Genomic DNA, 16,942 nt, shown 5'->3' with positions numbered 1-16,942 from the left:
CTGTGTCCTGCCCCCTGCCCCCTGCTCCCTGCCCCCTGCTCCCTGCCCCCGGCGCTCGCGCCCCTCAGTACCGCGCCAGATACCGGTCCAGCTCCCACTCCGACACACGCTGGTTGTACTCGTTCCACTCCGTCCGCTTCGCGGCGAGAAACTGCTGCGTGATGTGCTCCCCCAGCGCGGCGCAGATCACATCGTCCTTCTCCAGCTCGTCGCACGCCTCGGCCAGCGACGTGGGCAGGTCGTCGATACGCAGGCGCCGGCGCTCGCGGAAGCTCAACTCCCAGATGTTCGTGTTCACCGGTTCACGCCAGTCGGCGTTGGTGGCCAGCCCGTCCAGCCCGGCCGCCAGCATCACCGTGAGCGCGAGATACGGGTTGGCTGCCGGGTCGGGAGTGCGCAGCTCGAGCCGCGTCCCCGCGCCGCGACGCTCCGGCACGCGAATCATGGGCGATCGGTTGCGCATGCTCCACGCCACATTCACCGGCGCCTCGAACCCCGGCACCAGCCGCTTGTAGCTGTTCACCAGCGGGTTCGTCACCGCCGTCATGCCGCGGGCATGCCGCAGCAACCCGCCAATGTAGTGCAGCGCCGTGAGGCTCAGGGCCCACTCGCGCGACGGGTCCCAGAAGCTGTTCTGCTGCTGGCGGAAGAGGCTCTGGTGCGTGTGCATGCCGCTTCCGTTCTGCCCGAAGACCGGCTTCGGCATGAAGCTGGCGATCAGTCCGAACTGACGCGCCACTTGCTTCACCACGAAACGGAAGGTCGCGATGTTGTCGGCGGTGCGCATCGCGTCGGCGTACCGGAAATCGATCTCGTGCTGCCCGTGCGCCACTTCATGGTGCGACGCCTCCACCTCGAACCCCATGTGCTCGAGGGCATCCACGATGGCGCGGCGCGCGTCTTCGCCGAGGTCCATGGGCGCGAGGTCGAAGTACCCGCCCACGTCGTGCGTATCGGTGGCGGGCCGGCCGTCGGCGGTGGGCTTGAAGAGGAAGAATTCCGCCTCCATCCCCGCGTTCATCACGAACCCCTGCTCCGCCGCCTTGGCGAGCTGGCGCTTGAGCGCGCCGCGCGGATCCCCCGCAAACGGGGTGCCGTCGGGCATGGTGATGTCGCAGATGAGCCGCCCCACGCGCGCCGCCGGATCACCCCACGGGAAGATCTGGAAGGTGGACAGATCGGGGGCGAGCAGCATGTCCGATTCTTCCACCCGTACGAAACCGGCGATGGATGAGCCGTCGAACATGATGTCCCCCTGCAGCGCCTTCCTGAACTGCGAGCTCGGAATCTCGACATTCTTGATGACGCCCAGAATATCGGTGAACTGCAGGCGGAGAAATCGCACCTGCTGCGCTTCCGCGAGCTCGAGAATGTCCGCGGCAGTCGCGCCCGACAGATTACCGGGAACGAGGGAACGGCTTGGCGTGGGCATGCCGTATAGTAGTAGCTTTCCGGACTCATGACTTCTTCGAACGCTTCCGCCGGCGCGGGGTTCTGCGCCGCCTGCGGCGCCGCCCTGTCGGCCGGCGCCCGCTTCTGCCATCGCTGCGGTACCCCCATGGGCCAGGGGCTCCCGGCCGCGCGTCAGGCGCCGGTCTCCGGCGCGGCCGCCGTGCTCCCCTGGGGCGTGGCCTTCGTGGCGATGCTGGCGCTCATCGCCATGGTGGCGGGGCGCAACTTCGGCGCCGCCAAGGGCTCCGGCATCGACGGCTCCGCCAACTCGCTCCCCACCTCCGAGATCGATGGCCCTGCCGCCGGAGCCCCGGCCGGCGGCGCCCCCTTCGCCGGTAGTGCAGGTGGCGCGGCGCCCGACATCGCCAACATGTCGCCCAGCGACCGGGCCAATCGACTGTACAGCCGCATCATGACGTACGCCGAGGCGGGCGCCGTCGACTCGGTGGCCTTCTTTTCGCCCATGGCGCTGGCGTCGCATGAGATGCTCGAGAGCCCGACCGCCGACGAGCGCTATCACTTCGGGCGCATTGGCGAGGTGGCCAACAACCCCGAGATCGCCAAAGCGCAGGCCGATACCATCCTGCAGGGGCAGGCCGATCATCTGCTGGGGCTCGTGCTCGCCGCCCGCGCCGCGCGCATGACCAAGAACGAAAGCGCCGCCCGCGCCTTCGACCAGCGGCTGCTCAAGGCGCTGTCGTCGCAGCTCGCCACGCAGAGTGAGGAGTACGTGCAGCACCGCGCCGAGATCGACCGCGCCGTGGCCGAGGCGCAACAGAAGCAGTAAGTCGCACCACGCGCTACCATGGCGGGGGTGGCCGCGCGACGTCGCCAGCCCCGCCCCCGCCCCCCGCTGGCGCAGCCCCCCCCCGCCCCCCGCTGGCGCAGCCCCCCCCCCCCGACCCCCGCTGGCGCAGCCAGCCCCCCCCGACCGCCGTTGTTGCCACGCGTCGTTGCCCGCGTAGGCACCAGCGTTCCTCCGCGTTGGCGCCAACGCGTTCGTGCCAATGCGTTCCTGCCAGTGCGTTCGTGCCAGCGCGTCGTCGATCGCGCGTGGTTTCCCGCGTCGTTTCCCGCGTAGTTCGCCGGCCCAGGCCTTGACTGGGCGCCCGCGTATGTGTACTAGGAGCAAGTGATTTTCGCGGGCATTTTCCGCCCGCCCCATCCGGTCCTGTACAGCGCTCAAGAGGAGGCGTCATGCGGCGTGGCGACGAGTTGGAGAAGCTCCATCTGATCGACGACGATATGGATGATCTGGGGGGCTACGGACGCTCGTCGTACGACGAAGATGACGACGATGACGGCTACGGCCTCCCGTCGGAGGACGGCGATTCACTGTGGGACAGCACCGACGACGACGACGATGAGGACGACGACGAGGACGACGACGACGGCTTCGAGGACGACGGCCTGATCGACGACGAGGACGACGAGGACGACCTCTTCGGCCGCCCCATCGTGCGTCGTGGCCCCGGCCGTCCGCCCAAGAACCCGGGCGCCCCCCGCCCCGCCCCCAAGGCGAAGAAGGCGCCCAAGGTCGACGCCCCGGCTCCGGAGCCCGAAGCGCCGGCACCGGCACCGGCACCGGCACCGGCGCCTGCACCGGCCGCCGAAGCGCCGGCCCCCGCGGCCGAGAAGCCGGCCAAGGCCCCGAAGGCTCCCAAGGCCCCCAAGGCGCCGGCCCCGGCACCCGCCGCCAAGGCACCCGCCGCCAAGGCGCCCGTTGCCAAGGCCCCGGCAACCAAGAAGGCAGCTCCCAAGGCCGCACCGAAGGCGGCACCGAAGGCGGCACCCAAGGCGGCACCCAAGGCGGCACCGGCCAAGGCCACCAAGAAGGCCGCCCCCAAGAAGGCCGCCAAGGCGCCTGCCAAGCCCGCCAAGAAGGCGGCGCCCAAGAAGGCGGCGCCCAAGAAGGCCGCCAAGCCGGTGAAGAAGGCGGCCCCCAAGAAGGCGGCCGTGAAGAAGGCCGCTCCCACGAAGGCGGCGCCCAAGAAGGCGACCAAGGCCCCCGCCAAGGCCGCCAAGAAGGCCGCCCCCAAGAAGGCCGCCAAGAAGGGGGCGAAGCGTCGGTGAGTGGCCGGTGAGTGCCACCCACGAGCAGCCGTCGTTCTCGCGACGGCTGCTCGACGCCCTCCCCTTCACGATCTGGTCGGTCGATCTCGAAGGACGCATCACCGCGGCGAACAGCGCCTGGTCACGGTTTGCCGAGGAGAATGGAGCACCCGACATCGCGCCCGAAGCGGCGGTGATCGGGTGCTCCGTCTTTGACAGCGCGAACGACGAGGCCTCGCGGCAGCAGATCGCGCGCGCCATGGAAATGCTCAGCGACGGGCAGGTCACCTCGGTCCGCTGGGAGTTCCCCTGCAGCGCCCCCGATGAGGAGCGCGTGTTCCTCATGCAGGTCACCGCGCTGCGCGAGGACGAGCAGGTCACCGGCTTCGTCTTCGCCACCGTCGATATCACCCCCAGCCACCGGTCGCGCGAAGCGCTCATCAACACCGGCATCGCGCTTGCCGAGGCCATCGCCCTCGACCGCGTCTACGAGCAGGTGGCGCTGCAGCTCAAGCGCGCCATCCCCAGCACCGGCTTCGTCATCGCCATTGCCGACGACGAAAGCGGCCGCTTCGAGATCGCGCACCGGCAGGGGTATGCCGCATACACCCCCGAGGAGATCGAGCTGCGCCTCACCCGCGCCTGGCTCGACGCCCTCGCCACCAGCAACGTGGTGCGGGAGGCCACCCCCAACGGCCTCGAAATCACCGCCCCGCTGGTGAGTGCCGAGGGGGTGCTGGGAGCCCTCACGCTGTATGCCGAGCCCCTCGAATCGGAGAGCGCCATCGAGGAGACCGAGCGCGTGCTCGCCGTGATCGCCGCGCAAACAGCGGTGGCGATCGAGCGTGCCTGGCTGGTGCGCCGCGTGGAATCCAAGCGGCGCCTCGAAGCCATTGGCGAGGTGGCGGCCGGCGTAGCGCACGAGCTGCGCAATCCCCTCTTCGGCATTTCCAGCGCGGCGCAGCTGCTCCGCTTCCGGGCCCGCGAGGACCCGGTGGTGGAAAAGAACGTGGGGCGCATTTTGCGCGAGGTGGAACGGCTCAACAAGATGGTCACCAGCCTGCTGGAATTTGGCCGCCCCAATGCCGTGCACCTGCAGCCGGCCGACCCCGAAGTGGTGTGGGACGATATCCTGGAGGGGGAGCGCGCCCGCCTCGACGCCCAGCGCCTCACCATCCGCCGCACCCGTCCCGCCCTGCCGGTGCGCAGCATGCTCGACCCCGAGCAGTTGGGGCAGGTGTTCCGCAACATCCTCGTCAACGCCTGCGACGCCGCCCCCGAAGGGTCGGAGCTGGTGCTGGCCAGCCAGGTCTCCCCGGTGGGCGGGTGGCGGTGTCGCCTCACCAATGGCGGCCCGTCCATCCCGGCGGAGGTGCTCCCGCACGTGTTCGAGTTTTTCTACAGTACCAAGGCCGGCGGCACCGGCATCGGCCTCGCCCTCTGCCAGCGCATCATGGACGAACACGGCGGCACCATCAACATCGACAGCCAGCCGGAGCAGGGCACCACGCTCACGCTCACGCTGCCGGCAACGGCGGCGACGTAGACGCAGCGCGTTGGGCGAGGGACGTGAGGCCGAGCACGCGTGACCGACCACCTGCAGACGGCAGACCGCAGGAACCACCGTGCGCAGGGCGCAGGAATTCGGAACGAACGGGCGCGCCGCGAAGCGGCCGCGCCCGATCTCCTGTGTGGTTGGGAAATCGGCGGTGGCGCGCAGCGCCGCGCGCCGCGTTCCATATTCCTCCCGTCTGCGTGCTGCAGTTCCTGCCGTCTCCCGTCGGCTGTTGAGTCGCCGTTACCCTTTCCTCACCCCTCCCCCTCATGCTCTCCATTCTCGTAGTCGACGACGACGAGACCGTGCGGGGGACCCTCGTCGAATTCTTCGAGACCTTCGGCCACACCGTGCGGGGCGCCGCCACGGCGTCCGCGGGGCGCCAGCTCGCGGCGGAGCACGCCCCCGACGTGGTGCTGCTCGACCTGCGCCTCCCCGATGCGCACGGCATCGTGGCGCTCGACGCGCTGCTGGCCGACGACCCCGAGCTGGCGGTCATCATGCTCACGGGGCACGCCGATGTGGCCACCGCCGTGAAGGCCATGCAGCACGGCGCCGCCGACCTGCTGGAAAAGCCCATGGATCTCGAGGCGCTGGCCGGGGCCGTCGAGCGGGCCGCCCGTCGCGGGCGCCTCAAGCAGGAGGTGGCGGTGCTGCGAGCGCAGAGCCGCGCCGACGAGCCGGCCAAGGCGTCGCTCGCCCCCACCCTCGAGCAGCTCATCGTGCTGGCGGCACAGAACGCCGACGCCCCGGTCCTGCTGCAGGGGGAAACGGGGACCGGCAAGGGGTTTGTGGCGCGACAGATCCACGAACGTTCGGCGCGGAACCAATCGCCCTTCGTGGAGATCAACTGCGCCTCCCTCTCCACGACGTTCTTCGAGTCTGAACTGTTCGGGCACGAACGCGGGGCCTTTACCGACGCGCGGCAGGCCAAGCGCGGGCTGCTGGAAGTGGCCGGCGACGGCACCGTGTTTCTCGACGAGATCGCCGAAATGGGGCAGGAGGTCCAGCCCCGCCTGCTCAAGGTGCTCGAGGAGCGCACCTTCCGCCGGCTGGGCGGCACCACGATGCTGCGCTCCGACGCGCGCATCATTGCCGCCACCCACCAGCCGCTCGCCGAAGCGGTGGCCGACCGCCGCTTCCGCGCCGACCTCTATTACCGGCTGCAGGTGCTCACCCTCACCCTGCCGCCGCTGCGCTCCAACCCCGACGAGGTGCTCGCGCTCTCGCAGATCTTCCTCGCCAAGGGACACTCGCTCACCCGCGCCGCCCAGGATGCCCTGCGCGCCTACCGCTGGCCGGGGAACATCCGCGAGCTCAAGAACACCCTCTGGCGCGCTGCCATCCTCGCCGGCTCCGCCCCCATCGACGCCATCCATCTCGGGCTCCCCGGCGACGGCGCCTCGACCCCATCCGCCCCGGCGTCACTCGGCGTCCGCCCCCTCGAGCAGACCGAGCGCGACGCCATCCGCATCGCCCTCGACGCCACCAGCGGCAACCGCTCCGCCGCCGCCAAGGCGCTGGGCATCGCCCGCTCCACGCTGCTCGAAAAGCTCAAGCGCTACGGGCTGGAGTAGGGAACAGGAGGCGCGGAGGAGGGGAGGCAATAATGGTGGAGGCGGTGGTGCCTTTCTTCCTTTACCCCCGTGCCTCCCTACCTCCGCGCCTCCTACCTCCGTGTCTCCGACGAGGAAGCCCCCGCCGGAATTCGAGCGCCCGATTTCCAGTCGCCACCATCACTCCGACCGATTTCCGGGCACGCCACGGACATCATCTTTGTGATTGCGAAATGACACAACAGCAAGCACAAGAACGACTTGAGCATGCATGCCGCACTGCGGCCCGCTTATCGCACTAGCACATCGGCATGAAGACCGAAGCTGCAACGAAGGCCGTGCTCGTCGTCGAGGATGAACAGAGTATCCGCGATATCCTCGTCGAGCTGTTCGAAGTGGAAGGGAACACGGTCACGTCGGCTGAACTTCTTCCTGAGGCACTCGAGAAGCTGCGCATGCAGCGCTTCGATCTGATCGTGACGGACCTCCGCCTGGGCGGAAAGCGGGACGGCGGGCTGCAGGTCATGGCCCTCGCCGGCATGCTCTCCCCCGATGCGATGGTGCTCGTCCTGACTGCGTACCCCGACGACTCCAATCGTCAGGCCTCGTTCCGTCTCGGCGCGCTGCACTTCCTGGAAAAACCCGTGGATCTCGCCACCATTGCGAACCACGCGTCATCCGTCGGAGTGCGCACCGCGTTCGCGACCAGTCTCAAGGAGTAACACAGCGCACGCCTGAGTCCGGGCCGCGGAGCTCCCGCAGCCGTACAACTCGAATACCGCCCTCCTGGGGCGGGCACGGTCGCGCGATCGTGCCGACACAATCGTCTGGTCGTTCCGGTGGGTGGTGGGTGATACTGGGGAGTGTCACACGGGCGGCCAGGCGAGTCGGCACACGGTCAGCGCGATTCGTGCGTTCAGGAGGGGGCATGTCGACCAACCACGAGCGTCACATGCCACAGGAAATGCGTGCCTCCGCCACCTCGCCGCTCCCCAATCCGCTGGGAGGCGAGCGCCGCTTTTACGACTGGCGCGGCCACCGCGTCGCGTACGTGGTGCACGGCCATGGCGACCCCGTCGTCTTCATCCACTCCATCCACGCCGCCGCGTGGAACGCCGAGTGGCGACACACGGTCCCGGTGCTCGACGAGCACACCAGCTACGCCCTCGACCTGCTCGGCTTCGGCGCCTCCGACCGGCCACCGCTGCGCTACACCGCGCAGCTCTACCTGCAGCTCATCCACGACTTCCTGGTCGACGTGGTCGGCGAGCCGGCACTGCTCGTGGGCAGCTCGCTCGGTGCCACGTACGCCATCGCCATCGCCGCCGACCACCCGAGGCTCGTGCGCGGCGTCGTGGCCATTGGCCCCGGTGGCGTGTCGCGCCTCTACAACCAGGGCGGCATGCCCTTCGGCGCCATTCAGGGCACCTTCCGCACCCCCGTCGTGGGCGCCGCCCTCTTCAAGGCGCTCGTCTCGCGCCCCAGCATCCGCTTCTTCCTCAAGGACATCTACGCCTTCGGCCTCGATCGCGACGCGGAACAGCTCTACTGGCTGAGCGCCAACCAACCCAACGCACGCTTCGCCCCGGCCGCCTTCGTGGGCATGCAGCTCAACTGGGACATCCGTGAGCGTATCGCGCAGGTGGAATGTCCGCTGCTCATTGCCTGGGGCACAAAAGCCAGCCAGACCCCGTACGCCGAGGCCGCGCAGGTCATGCGCCGCGTGCCGCTGGCCGAACTCGTGCCCTTCGAGGCCGGGGATCTGCCACACGAAGAAGTGCCCCACGCCTTCAACGCGGTGCTCAAGGACTTCGCCCACCGCACCGTCGCCGCGGTGTAGCAACGCGGTGGTGCAGCGCGGTATGGCACCGCGGTATGGCACCGCGGGACAGCAGCGCTCCCTGCCATGACAAAGGCAAGTATATTTGCTTCTCTCATGGCCGAGTCTCCCGTCCCCCTCCTGCGCGCTCACGCGCGCCACGCTCCGTGGAACGCGCGCGGACTCGCGGCCCACGCGGCGGCGCTCGTTGACAGCGCCGGCGTGAAGCCCACCAACGCCTCGGCACGCGCCACGCCCAGTGCGCGTGCGGTGCGCTTCTACGTGGCCAACGGGCTGCTCGACCGGCCGGAAGGGGCCGGCACCGCCGCCACCTATGGCTACCGGCATCTGCTGCAGCTGCTGGCCATCAAGATCCGTCAGCGCGAAGGACAGACGCTCGACGCCATCAAGGCGGAAATGAAGGAGACCACCGGCGATGCGCTCGAACGGCGCGTAGCCGCGTCGCTCGCGCCCGCCCTGTCGCTGCAACTCGATCCGGTGCGCAAGAACACCAACCCGGTGGCCAGTTGGCGACGCATCAGCATTGCCGACGGCATGGAGCTGCACGTGCGTGACGACTCGCCGGCCGCCTCCGATGATACCGTGGTCGCCCTGCGCGACGCGCTGCGGAGACAGCTGGGACTCTGACCAGCGCCGGGGTTCCGGACTGATCCGACTAATCGGACTGCCGGAGATCGGACCGCCGGAAATCGGAAGTCGGATGCATGCCGGAGGTCCGAAGCCGGACGGTTGTCGGAGGTCCGAGGTCTGAGTGTTTGTCCCATCCGACCTCCGATTTCCGAACGCCGTATCCCAACTCCGAACTCCGGCATTCATCCGACATCTGTCGTCCGAACATCCGATAATCCGACATCCGAACATCCGGATATCCGATCATCCGGCATTCACGCGCTCCGTCGCAGTACCTTTCGTCGCCCCAGCGCTTCGTCCTTCAGCCCCGAGCCATGTTCCGCGTTCTCGTCACCGATGATGTCGATCAGGAAGGCCTCGCACTGCTCGCCGCCGAGCCGCTGCTGCAGGTGGACGAAGTGCCCACGCTTCCCAAGGACGAGCTGCTCGCCCGCATTCCCGACTACGACGCCATCGTGGGGCGCAGTGCCACGCGCATCAGCGCCGAGCTGCTGAAGGCCGGCACCAAGCTCAAGGTCATTGGTCGCGCCGGGGTGGGCGTGGACAACGTGGCCATCGACGTGGCCACCTCGCTGGGCATTGCCGTCATCAATGCGCCCGCCGGCAACACCGTGGCGGTGGCCGAGCTGTTCTTCGGCGCCACCATTGGCCTGCTACGGCAGCTGCCGCGCGCGCAGCAGGTCATGGAGAACGGTCGCTGGGATCGCAACAGCTTCCTCGGCCGCGAGCTCAAGGGCAAGACGCTCGGCATCGTGGGGCTGGGCCGCATCGGCAGCGAAGTGGCCACGCGCGCGCACGCCTTCGGCATGAGCGTGGTGGCGTACGATCCCTACATCGCCGACGAGCGCTTCACCGCCCTGCGCGTGCGTCGCGCGCCCAGCCTCGATGCGCTGCTCGCCGAAACCAACGTGCTCACGCTGCACGTGCCGCTCACCGACGAAACGCGCGGCATGATCGGCAGGCGGGAACTCGCGCGCCTCCCCAACCGCAGTGTGGTGGTGAACATGGCGCGCGGCGGCATCATCGACGAAGCGGCGCTGCTGGCGGCGCTGCAGGGCGATCAGCTGCGCGGCGCGGTGCTCGACGTGTACGAGGCCGAACCGCTCGCCGCCGATTCGCCGCTGCGCAGCGCCCCCAACCTCATTCTGCTCCCGCACCTCGGCGCCAACACCGTGGAGGCGCAGCGCAACGTGTCGCGCGACGTGTGCCTGGCCGTGCGCGATGCCCTGCTGCGCAACGATCTCTCCAAGAGCATCAACGTGGCCGGTGGCGCCGGCGAGTGGGGCGACCTGCAGCCCGCCATGCTGGTGGTGCGTCGCGCCGCCGCCGTGGCCCGCGCCGTGCTCGCCGACCAGGGAATGCGCGCCGTGCGGCGCGTGGCGCTGCGCGTGAGCCCCGACCTCGCGCACGGTACGGGGGCACTGCTCGCCGCGGCCGCCGCTGGCGTGCTGGAAGGGGTCATCGAAACCGATCGCCTCAACCTCATCAACGCGCGCTCCCTCGCCGAAACGCGCGGCCTCGAACTGAGCGTGGGGGAAAGCCACGAACTGGGCGCGCGCACCATCGAGGTGGCGCTCGCCGGCGGCATGCAGCAGCTCGCCGTGACCGGCACCGCGCCCGACGGGGGCACGCCGCGCCTCACGCAAATCGGCAGCTTTCATATCGACGTGAACCCGCGGCAGACGCTGCTCATTCTCACCAACCACGACGTGCCCGGTGTCATCGGCCGCGTGGGCACGTTGCTGGGTGAGCAGCACGTGAACATCGCCGAGTATCACCAGGCGCGCCTCGCGCAGGGCGGTGACGCCCTCGCCGCCGTGAGCGTCGACGGCGAAGTGAGCGAAGAGACCCGCAAGGCGCTGTTGGATCTCCCCGATGTAGTGACAGCGAGCGTCGTCCACTTCCGCAACGAATGAACGAGCCGCTGAGGAGAGGAGCCGCGGAGGAGAGGAGCCGCGGAGTGACTACCCCACGCAGTTACGGGAACCAGCGCAGCGTCGTTCCCCTGCGCTCACTCGCACTCACGCTCCCGCCGTTTCACTTTCGCAGTAACCATGACCCATAACGCCGTTCATCCATAACGCCGTTTCCCCTCACGTCTCACGTCTCGTCTCTCAGTGTCTCACCTCTCCCTCGACCACGACGTCCGCTTCGCGCATGCCCGCGATGCCTCCGGTCTCGAAATGATTCCGGAGTCCGTCGCGCGCCCGTCGTCCATCGAGGAGCTGGCGGAGATTCTCCGGGACGCCACGAGCACCCGCACCTGCGTCACTCCCGCCGGGTGGCAGAGCAGCACCACGGGCGCCAGCATCACCGACCGGGGCATCCTGCTGTCGCTCCGCAATCTGAGTCACATTGGCGAGATCGACACTGACCAGCGCACCGTGCGCGTGGGCGCGGGCGCGATTGTGGCCGATGTGCGGCGCGCCGCCGAAGCCAAGGGGCTGCTGTTCACTCCTGATCCCACCAGTGAGGAAGAGTGCACGGTGGGCGGCGCCATTGCCTGCAACGCCAGCGGGGCGCGCAGCCTGCGCTACGGCGCCACCGGCCCGCACGTGCGCGCGCTCACCGTGCTGCTGGCCAGCGGCGAAACGCTCGAACTGCGTCGCCCGCAGCTGGAGAAGAACACCGTGGGCTACCCCATTGCCCACGATCCCGTGGAGTGGTTCGTGGGGAGCGAGGGTACGCTGGGCGTGGTGGTGGAGGCCGAGTTCGCGCTGCAGCCGCTGCCGCAGCAGGTGCTGGGGCTCATCGTGCCCTTCACGCACGAGGCCGATGCGCTGGCGTTCGTGGTGAGCGCGCGCCGCAGCACCGACGTGCACCCGCGCTGTCTCGAGTACTTCGATCAGGGCGCCATGGACATTGCCCGCGCCGCCGAGGGCAGCAGCAGTTGGGCCACGAGTGCGCGCGCCATGGTGTACGTGGAGGAAACCGGCGCGCACGAAGACGGCCACGACGAGTTGCCGCTCGACGCGTGGCTGGCGCTGGCCGAGTCGCATGCGGCCATGGCCGAAGACATTCGCGTGTACGATTCGCCCGCCAGTCAGCTGGAGGCGCGTCGCATGCGGCACGCGGTGCCCGCCACCATGAACGAGCGTGGCGCCGCGCGGCGCCCGTTTGGTGGGCGCAAGGTGAGCACCGACTGGGCCGTGCCCTACCCGCGGCTGGCCGAAGCGCTGCACCTCGCGCGCGGCTACGCCGTGGAGGCGGGCATTCCGCTGGGCATTGCCTACGGGCACGCCGGCAATGGCCATCCGCACCAGAACTTCGTGGCGCAGGACGCCGATGAACTGCGGCGCATCGAGCAGGTGGTGTATGCCACCCTCAAGGCCGTGATTGCCATGGGCGGCACCGTGGCCGCCGAGCATGGCATTGGCAAACTCAAGAGCCGGTGGCTGCCGCTGCAGATGAGCGATGCCCAGCAGCGCCTCATGCGGGCCGTGAAACGCGAGTTCGACCCGCATGGCCTGCTCGCCCCCGGCAACGTGTTCGCGTAGTCACCTCCGCGTCTCCGTGCCTCCCCGTCTCCCTACGCCGTGCCTCCCAAATTCAAGACGGTAGTTTTCGACGTCGACTCCACGCTGGCCGCCATCGAGGGCATCGACTGGCTCGCCGCGTTGCGCGGCCCCGACATTGCCCGCGAGAGCGAAGAGCTCACGGCGCGGGCCATGGCCGGCGAGATGCCCATCGAGGCCGTGTATACGCGGCGGCTTGAGCGCATTCGCCCCACCGCCGCCGAGCTGCTGCAGCTGGCCAATGCGTATCAGCACGCCATCGAACCCGGCGCGCGTGAGCTCATCTTCGAGCTGCACGCCGCGCGCGTGCACGTGCATCTGCTGAGCGGCGGGCTGCGAACCAGCATCATTCCCCTGGCGCTGCAGCTGGGGGTGGCGGCCGATCGGGTGCACGCCGTCAGCGTCGCGCAGGACACCGACGGCACCTTCAGTGTGCTCGACGGCGAGCAGCCACTGGCCACGCAGCAGGGCAAGCCGCTCACCGTGCAGCGCCTGCAGCTGCGCACCCCCGTGGCCATGGTGGGCGACGGCAGCACCGACGCCGCCGTGCGCGGCGTGGTCGATAGCTTCTTCGCCTACACCCGCGTGGCCCGTCGCGAGCAGGTCGTTGCCGTCGCCGACGCCGAAGCGCCAAGCTTCGACGCCTTGCGGGAGCTGTTGTTCGCGTAGGCTCCCGCTGCAACCCGCAGTTGCCGCTCTCGCCGTAACCATGACGATGGTCACCACATGACGCCGTTCCCATGACGCAGTCTCCCGGTCCCATGACACCGTTTGGCACCTTCTTCCTCCCCGGCCCCACCGAGGTGCGCCCCGAAGTGCTGGCGGCCATGACCGGCCCCATGCTGCCGCATCGCGGTGCGAAATTCGAGGAGCTGTTCGCGCGCGTGCAGGCCGGGCTCAAGCCCATCTTCCGCACGCAGCGGCCGGTGTACGTGAGCAGCAGCAGCGCCACGGGGCTCATGGAGGCCGCCATTCGCTGCGCGCGCCCCGGCGCCATTCTGTGTCTGGTGAACGGGGCCTTCAGTGAGCGCTTCGCCAACATCGCGCACAGCTGCGGGCGCGACGCCACCGTCATCGGCGGCGACTGGCACCGCCCCGTGCCGCTCGACGTCGTCGAGGCCGCGCTCAAGGCCAAGCCCTACGCCGCGCTCACCGTGGTGCACAGCGAAACCAGCACCGGCACCCTCACCGACATTCAGGCACTCACGCAGCTGGCGCACCGCTACGATTGCGCGGTGCTGGTGGACAGCGTGACCGGGCTGGCTGGTGTGCCGGTGGAAACCGACGCGTGGGAGCTGGACTTCGTGCTCACCGGGTCGCAGAAGGCGCTCGCGCTGCCGCCGGGGCTCGCCTTTGGTGTGGCCAGCGAGCGCTTCCTGGCCACGGCCGGTCAGGCCGAGGGGCGGGGGCTGTACTTCGATCTCGTGGAGTTCGAGCAGTACATCCACAAGAACCAGACCCCCAACACCCCCGCGCTCAGCCTGCTCTACGCCACCGCCGTGCAGGGGGAGCGCATCGTGAAGGAAACCATCGAGCGGCGCTGGGACCGGCACACACAAATGGCCGAACACACCCACAGCTGGGTGCACGAACTGCGGCAGCGCGTGGGCGAAGCCTTCTGCGTGTATGCGCCCGACGAGGCGCGCAGCCACACCGTGACCGCCGTGAGTGTCCCTGCCTCGCTCAGCCCCGACGCCATCGTGAAGGGCGTGGCCAAGCGCGGCTTCGTGATTGGCGGCGGCTACGGCAAGCTCAAGGGCAGCACCTTCCGCATTGGCCACATGGGCGACCACACCATGGAAGGGCTGGAGAACGTGCTCGAGGCCACGGCGGAGAGCATCGAGGAGCTGCTGGCCTGAGTTCCATACACTCATCACGCGAAGCGGGAACTCACCACGCATCAGTTACCGGTTCCGGGTTGGGGCTGGCCATCTCAATCCTGTGGTTGCTCCTGCCCGCCGCCTGCTGTTGAAGCACTCGCCATTACAACGAAAACCGTCATGACGTGGTACCCCAAGCTCGACCAGCCCCGCCTCGCGGTGCTCCCCCCCGTGGCACCCATCGACGTGGCCGAGGTGCCTGACCTCGCCGATCGCGTGCGCGGCATGCTGCTGGGGGTCGCCATTGGCGACGCACTCGGCAACCGCACCGAAAGCATGCTGCCGCACGAGCGGGAAGCGCAGCACGGGCGCATCACGGGGTACTTGCCCAGCCGCTACGCCAACGGACAGCCGGCCGGCACGCCCAGCGACGACACGCAGCTCACCTTCCGGGCGCTGGAGCAGCTGCTGCACGACGGGGCGCTGAATGCTGACGAACTCGCCTTCCGCATTGCCAATGACCGCATCTTCGGCATCGGCAAGGCCACGCTGCAGTTCTGTCAGGCGCTGCGCACCGGCGCGCCGTGGTACGAAGCCACGCAGTACAGCGCGGGCAACGGCGCGCTCATGCGCATTTCCCCCATGCTGCTGCCGCATCTGCGTGCGGGGGGCACCGCGCTCTGGACCGACACGGCCCTCGCCACGGCGGTCACGCACAACGAACCGCTGGCCATTGCCGTGAACGTGGCCTGGGTGGCGCTGCTCTGGCGGCTGCTCAACGGCGATGTGCCCGAGACGGGTGCCGAGTGGCTGGAGACCTACACCGAAGTGCTGCGCCTCATGGACGACGGGCAGCAGTACGATACGCGCGTCACCACCGGGCCCCTGCAGCAGTGGCGCGGCCAATTGAGCGAACTGCTGGACAGCGAGGTGCGCGCGGCGGTGCACAAGCGCACGCCGGTGCGCGAGGCGGGGCAGCGCTGGTTCAGCGGCGCCTTCCTGCTGGAAACGGTGCCCTGCGTACTGCACATCGTGGCGCAGCACGGGCACGAGCCGCGCGAGGCGCTGCTGGCGGCGGTGAACGACACGCGTGACAACGACACCATTGCCAGCATCGTGGGCGGCGCCATGGGCGCGGCACACGGCACGGCGTGGATCCCCGCCGAATGGCGTGAGCAGCTGCTGGGGCGTATGAACGGCGACGACGACGGCAAGGTATTCGCACTCATTGATGCGGCGGTAGAACGGTTCGTTAGCGCCTGAGCCTTCGCCACCGGCACTGATCAGCGGTTTCAGCGAACGCCGTCGCCAGTGCCCTCACCGTTGCCGGGGCGGTAGCTCGTGAGCAGCGGGTGCGCCTCCACGAAGTACTCATCGTCTTCATTGGCGACGATGTAGCTGATGGAGAGACACGGCGTACCCGCGGCATCAACGAAGTGCAGCACCGACAGCTGTTGCGGCTCGAGGGTGGTGATCACCCCGCTCGCTTCGAGCAGCGCATGGACCTGCGCGGCGTCGGCATGCTCGAGCTCCTCGCTCGCCATGAACACCGTGACGCCGGTGCTGCCCGCAAACCCCCAACATTCCATACGAAACGGCCGCTCTTCCTGCAGCACGCCCTCGGCCCAGCCAATGTCGAATACTTCGTCACCCATTCGCCCATCGAAGTTGGGCGTGAAACCCGATCGATCTACGGAGCGATACCTCATGGCCCTCCTGGTTGAGTGTTCACCTCACCCAACCACAGTGTAGCACGAGGGTCTGACAACAGGCCGCGAACACCGTGGCGGTGCATGACGGCCGCGTGCACGGCAACCGTTTCCTCAAAACCGTATAACCATATATATTGCAAACATGAAAGCCACTATCGAATTTGACGACCTGCTCTACCGGCGTCTCAAGGTCGAGGCTGCCCGTCGTGGCCGAACCGTCCGCGAGCTGGTGGCGGAAGGCGTTCGATACGTGCTCGATGGGGACTCCGCACAAACCAGGCAGACCGAAGTCACGCCAAGCGGCGAATGGCGCCCCGCCTGGTTCGGCCAGCTCCGCGCGTTCGCCGCACCCGTAACGGACCACTCCATGGAGGCGGTTCGCGAAAGCATTGCGAGTAGCCGCGCGGAGTATGTCGGCGAGTGACATACGCCGTCGACACCTCGGTCGTGTTGCGGCTGCTGACCGGTGAGCCGATCGAGCAAGCGGAGTCGGCCAAGCAGGCATTGGAGCGGCAGCCGCATGCGGTGCACATATCGGCGCTCGTCGTGGGCGAGAGCTACTTCGCGCTACGCCATCATTACCACGTGCCGCATGAGTTGGCCGTCGAGTCACTGCTCGCCCTGCTGACCAGTGATCGCGTCGCCGCGGTCGGTGGTGTTCGCGAAGCGCTGATCGCGGCGCATACCACTCAACACCCCGGCGTCATGGATCGGCTCATTCTTGCCGATGCGAATACCGAAGACTGCGAGCTGCTCACGTTCGACAAGCGTCTCGCGACGCTTGAGGGCGCTCGACTGCTGCGCTGAGCG

16 protein-coding genes are annotated in these 16,942 nt (G+C 68.6%); 14 read left to right on the top strand and 2 right to left on the bottom strand.

Annotation, left to right across the window (positions count from 1 at the left end):
* Nucleotides 1-64: 64 nt before the first annotated feature.
* Nucleotides 65-1,432, bottom strand: a complete 1,368-nt coding sequence (locus O9271_RS04050; RefSeq protein WP_298266334.1) for a glutamine synthetase family protein — start codon at nt 1,430-1,432, stop codon at nt 65-67.
* A gap of 27 nt (nt 1,433-1,459) precedes the next feature.
* Here O9271_RS04050 and O9271_RS04045 point away from each other — a divergent pair, with 27 nt between their 5' ends.
* The 12 genes from O9271_RS04045 to O9271_RS03990 all read left to right on the top strand — a co-directional run bounded on the left by O9271_RS04045 (nt 1,460) and on the right by O9271_RS03990 (nt 15,683).
* Complete coding sequence (locus O9271_RS04045; protein WP_298266333.1) at nt 1,460-2,239, top strand: zinc-ribbon domain-containing protein; 780 nt, start codon at nt 1,460-1,462, stop codon at nt 2,237-2,239.
* A gap of 410 nt (nt 2,240-2,649) precedes the next feature.
* The gene (locus tag O9271_RS04040) at nt 2,650-3,525 is read left to right on the top strand and encodes a hypothetical protein (protein ID WP_298266332.1); all 876 of its coding nucleotides are present in this window, start codon (nt 2,650-2,652) and stop codon (nt 3,523-3,525) included.
* A gap of 7 nt (nt 3,526-3,532) precedes the next feature.
* Nucleotides 3,533-5,050: an ATP-binding protein gene (locus O9271_RS04035; protein WP_298266331.1), complete on the top strand. Its 1,518-nt coding sequence runs from the start codon at nt 3,533-3,535 to the stop codon at nt 5,048-5,050.
* Nucleotides 5,051-5,328: 278 nt separating this feature from the next.
* Nucleotides 5,329-6,636 carry a sigma-54 dependent transcriptional regulator gene (locus O9271_RS04030; protein WP_298266330.1) on the top strand — a complete coding sequence of 436 codons (1,308 nt, stop codon included), beginning with the start codon at nt 5,329-5,331 and terminating at the stop codon, nt 6,634-6,636.
* Nucleotides 6,637-6,926: 290 nt separating this feature from the next.
* On the top strand, nt 6,927-7,337 hold the full coding sequence (locus O9271_RS04025; protein ID WP_298266329.1) for a response regulator: 411 nt from the start codon (nt 6,927-6,929) through the stop codon (nt 7,335-7,337).
* A 206-nt stretch (nt 7,338-7,543) separates the two neighbouring features.
* Nucleotides 7,544-8,455, top strand: a complete 912-nt coding sequence (locus O9271_RS04020) for an alpha/beta fold hydrolase (RefSeq protein WP_298266328.1) — start codon at nt 7,544-7,546, stop codon at nt 8,453-8,455.
* A gap of 96 nt (nt 8,456-8,551) precedes the next feature.
* Nucleotides 8,552-9,082, top strand: coding sequence for a MerR family transcriptional regulator (locus O9271_RS04015; protein ID WP_298266327.1), 531 nt, complete (start codon nt 8,552-8,554; stop codon nt 9,080-9,082).
* A gap of 317 nt (nt 9,083-9,399) precedes the next feature.
* Entirely contained in the window at nt 9,400-11,001 is a 1,602-nt protein-coding gene (gene serA / locus O9271_RS04010; RefSeq protein WP_298266326.1) for a phosphoglycerate dehydrogenase, read from the top strand.
* A gap of 201 nt (nt 11,002-11,202) precedes the next feature.
* The gene (locus O9271_RS04005; protein WP_298266325.1) at nt 11,203-12,582 is read left to right on the top strand and encodes an FAD-binding oxidoreductase; all 1,380 of its coding nucleotides are present in this window, start codon (nt 11,203-11,205) and stop codon (nt 12,580-12,582) included.
* Between the two features lie 39 nt (nt 12,583-12,621).
* A complete protein-coding gene (locus O9271_RS04000) occupies nt 12,622-13,269 on the top strand; it encodes an HAD-IB family phosphatase (protein ID WP_298266324.1) in 648 nt (215 codons plus the stop codon).
* Between the two features lie 71 nt (nt 13,270-13,340).
* Nucleotides 13,341-14,459: an alanine--glyoxylate aminotransferase family protein gene (locus tag O9271_RS03995; RefSeq protein WP_298266323.1), complete on the top strand. Its 1,119-nt coding sequence runs from the start codon at nt 13,341-13,343 to the stop codon at nt 14,457-14,459.
* A gap of 141 nt (nt 14,460-14,600) precedes the next feature.
* Nucleotides 14,601-15,683, top strand: coding sequence for an ADP-ribosylglycohydrolase family protein (locus O9271_RS03990; protein ID WP_298266322.1), 1,083 nt, complete (start codon nt 14,601-14,603; stop codon nt 15,681-15,683).
* 29 nt (nt 15,684-15,712) lie between these two features.
* On the opposite strand, the gene O9271_RS03985 is transcribed toward O9271_RS03990, so the two are convergent.
* The gene (locus O9271_RS03985; RefSeq protein WP_298266321.1) at nt 15,713-16,075 is read right to left on the bottom strand and encodes a hypothetical protein; all 363 of its coding nucleotides are present in this window, start codon (nt 16,073-16,075) and stop codon (nt 15,713-15,715) included.
* Nucleotides 16,076-16,274: 199 nt separating this feature from the next.
* Here O9271_RS03985 and O9271_RS03980 point away from each other — a divergent pair, with 199 nt between their 5' ends.
* Together O9271_RS03980 and O9271_RS03975 are read left to right on the top strand one after the other, a co-directional pair.
* Nucleotides 16,275-16,556 carry a hypothetical protein gene (locus O9271_RS03980; protein WP_298266320.1) on the top strand — a complete coding sequence of 94 codons (282 nt, stop codon included), beginning with the start codon at nt 16,275-16,277 and terminating at the stop codon, nt 16,554-16,556.
* Nucleotides 16,553-16,939, top strand: coding sequence for a PIN domain-containing protein (locus tag O9271_RS03975; RefSeq protein WP_298266319.1), 387 nt, complete (start codon nt 16,553-16,555; stop codon nt 16,937-16,939). Before O9271_RS03980 ends, O9271_RS03975 begins: the two co-directional genes overlap by 4 nt.
* Nucleotides 16,940-16,942 lie beyond the last annotated feature (3 nt).

The organism is Gemmatimonas sp., from assembly GCF_027531815.1.
GTDB lineage: Bacteria > Gemmatimonadota > Gemmatimonadetes > Gemmatimonadales > Gemmatimonadaceae > Gemmatimonas.
This window is presented reverse-complemented; position numbering and strand designations above follow the sequence as displayed.

Coding starts and splice junctions, on each gene's coding strand:
- O9271_RS04050 (WP_298266334.1), bottom strand. CDS start 1,432: ATGCCCACGCCAAGCCGTTCCCTCGTTCCCGGTAATCTGTCGGGCGCG.
- O9271_RS04045 (WP_298266333.1), top strand. CDS start 1,460: ATGACTTCTTCGAACGCTTCCGCCGGCGCGGGGTTCTGCGCCGCCTGC.
- O9271_RS04040 (WP_298266332.1), top strand. CDS start 2,650: ATGCGGCGTGGCGACGAGTTGGAGAAGCTCCATCTGATCGACGACGAT.
- O9271_RS04030 (WP_298266330.1), top strand. CDS start 5,329: ATGCTCTCCATTCTCGTAGTCGACGACGACGAGACCGTGCGGGGGACC.
- O9271_RS04025 (WP_298266329.1), top strand. CDS start 6,927: ATGAAGACCGAAGCTGCAACGAAGGCCGTGCTCGTCGTCGAGGATGAA.
- O9271_RS04020 (WP_298266328.1), top strand. CDS start 7,544: ATGTCGACCAACCACGAGCGTCACATGCCACAGGAAATGCGTGCCTCC.
- O9271_RS04015 (WP_298266327.1), top strand. CDS start 8,552: ATGGCCGAGTCTCCCGTCCCCCTCCTGCGCGCTCACGCGCGCCACGCT.
- serA (WP_298266326.1), top strand. CDS start 9,400: ATGTTCCGCGTTCTCGTCACCGATGATGTCGATCAGGAAGGCCTCGCA.
- O9271_RS03995 (WP_298266323.1), top strand. CDS start 13,341: ATGACGCAGTCTCCCGGTCCCATGACACCGTTTGGCACCTTCTTCCTC.
- O9271_RS03990 (WP_298266322.1), top strand. CDS start 14,601: ATGACGTGGTACCCCAAGCTCGACCAGCCCCGCCTCGCGGTGCTCCCC.
- O9271_RS03985 (WP_298266321.1), bottom strand. CDS start 16,075: ATGGGTGACGAAGTATTCGACATTGGCTGGGCCGAGGGCGTGCTGCAG.
- O9271_RS03980 (WP_298266320.1), top strand. CDS start 16,275: ATGAAAGCCACTATCGAATTTGACGACCTGCTCTACCGGCGTCTCAAG.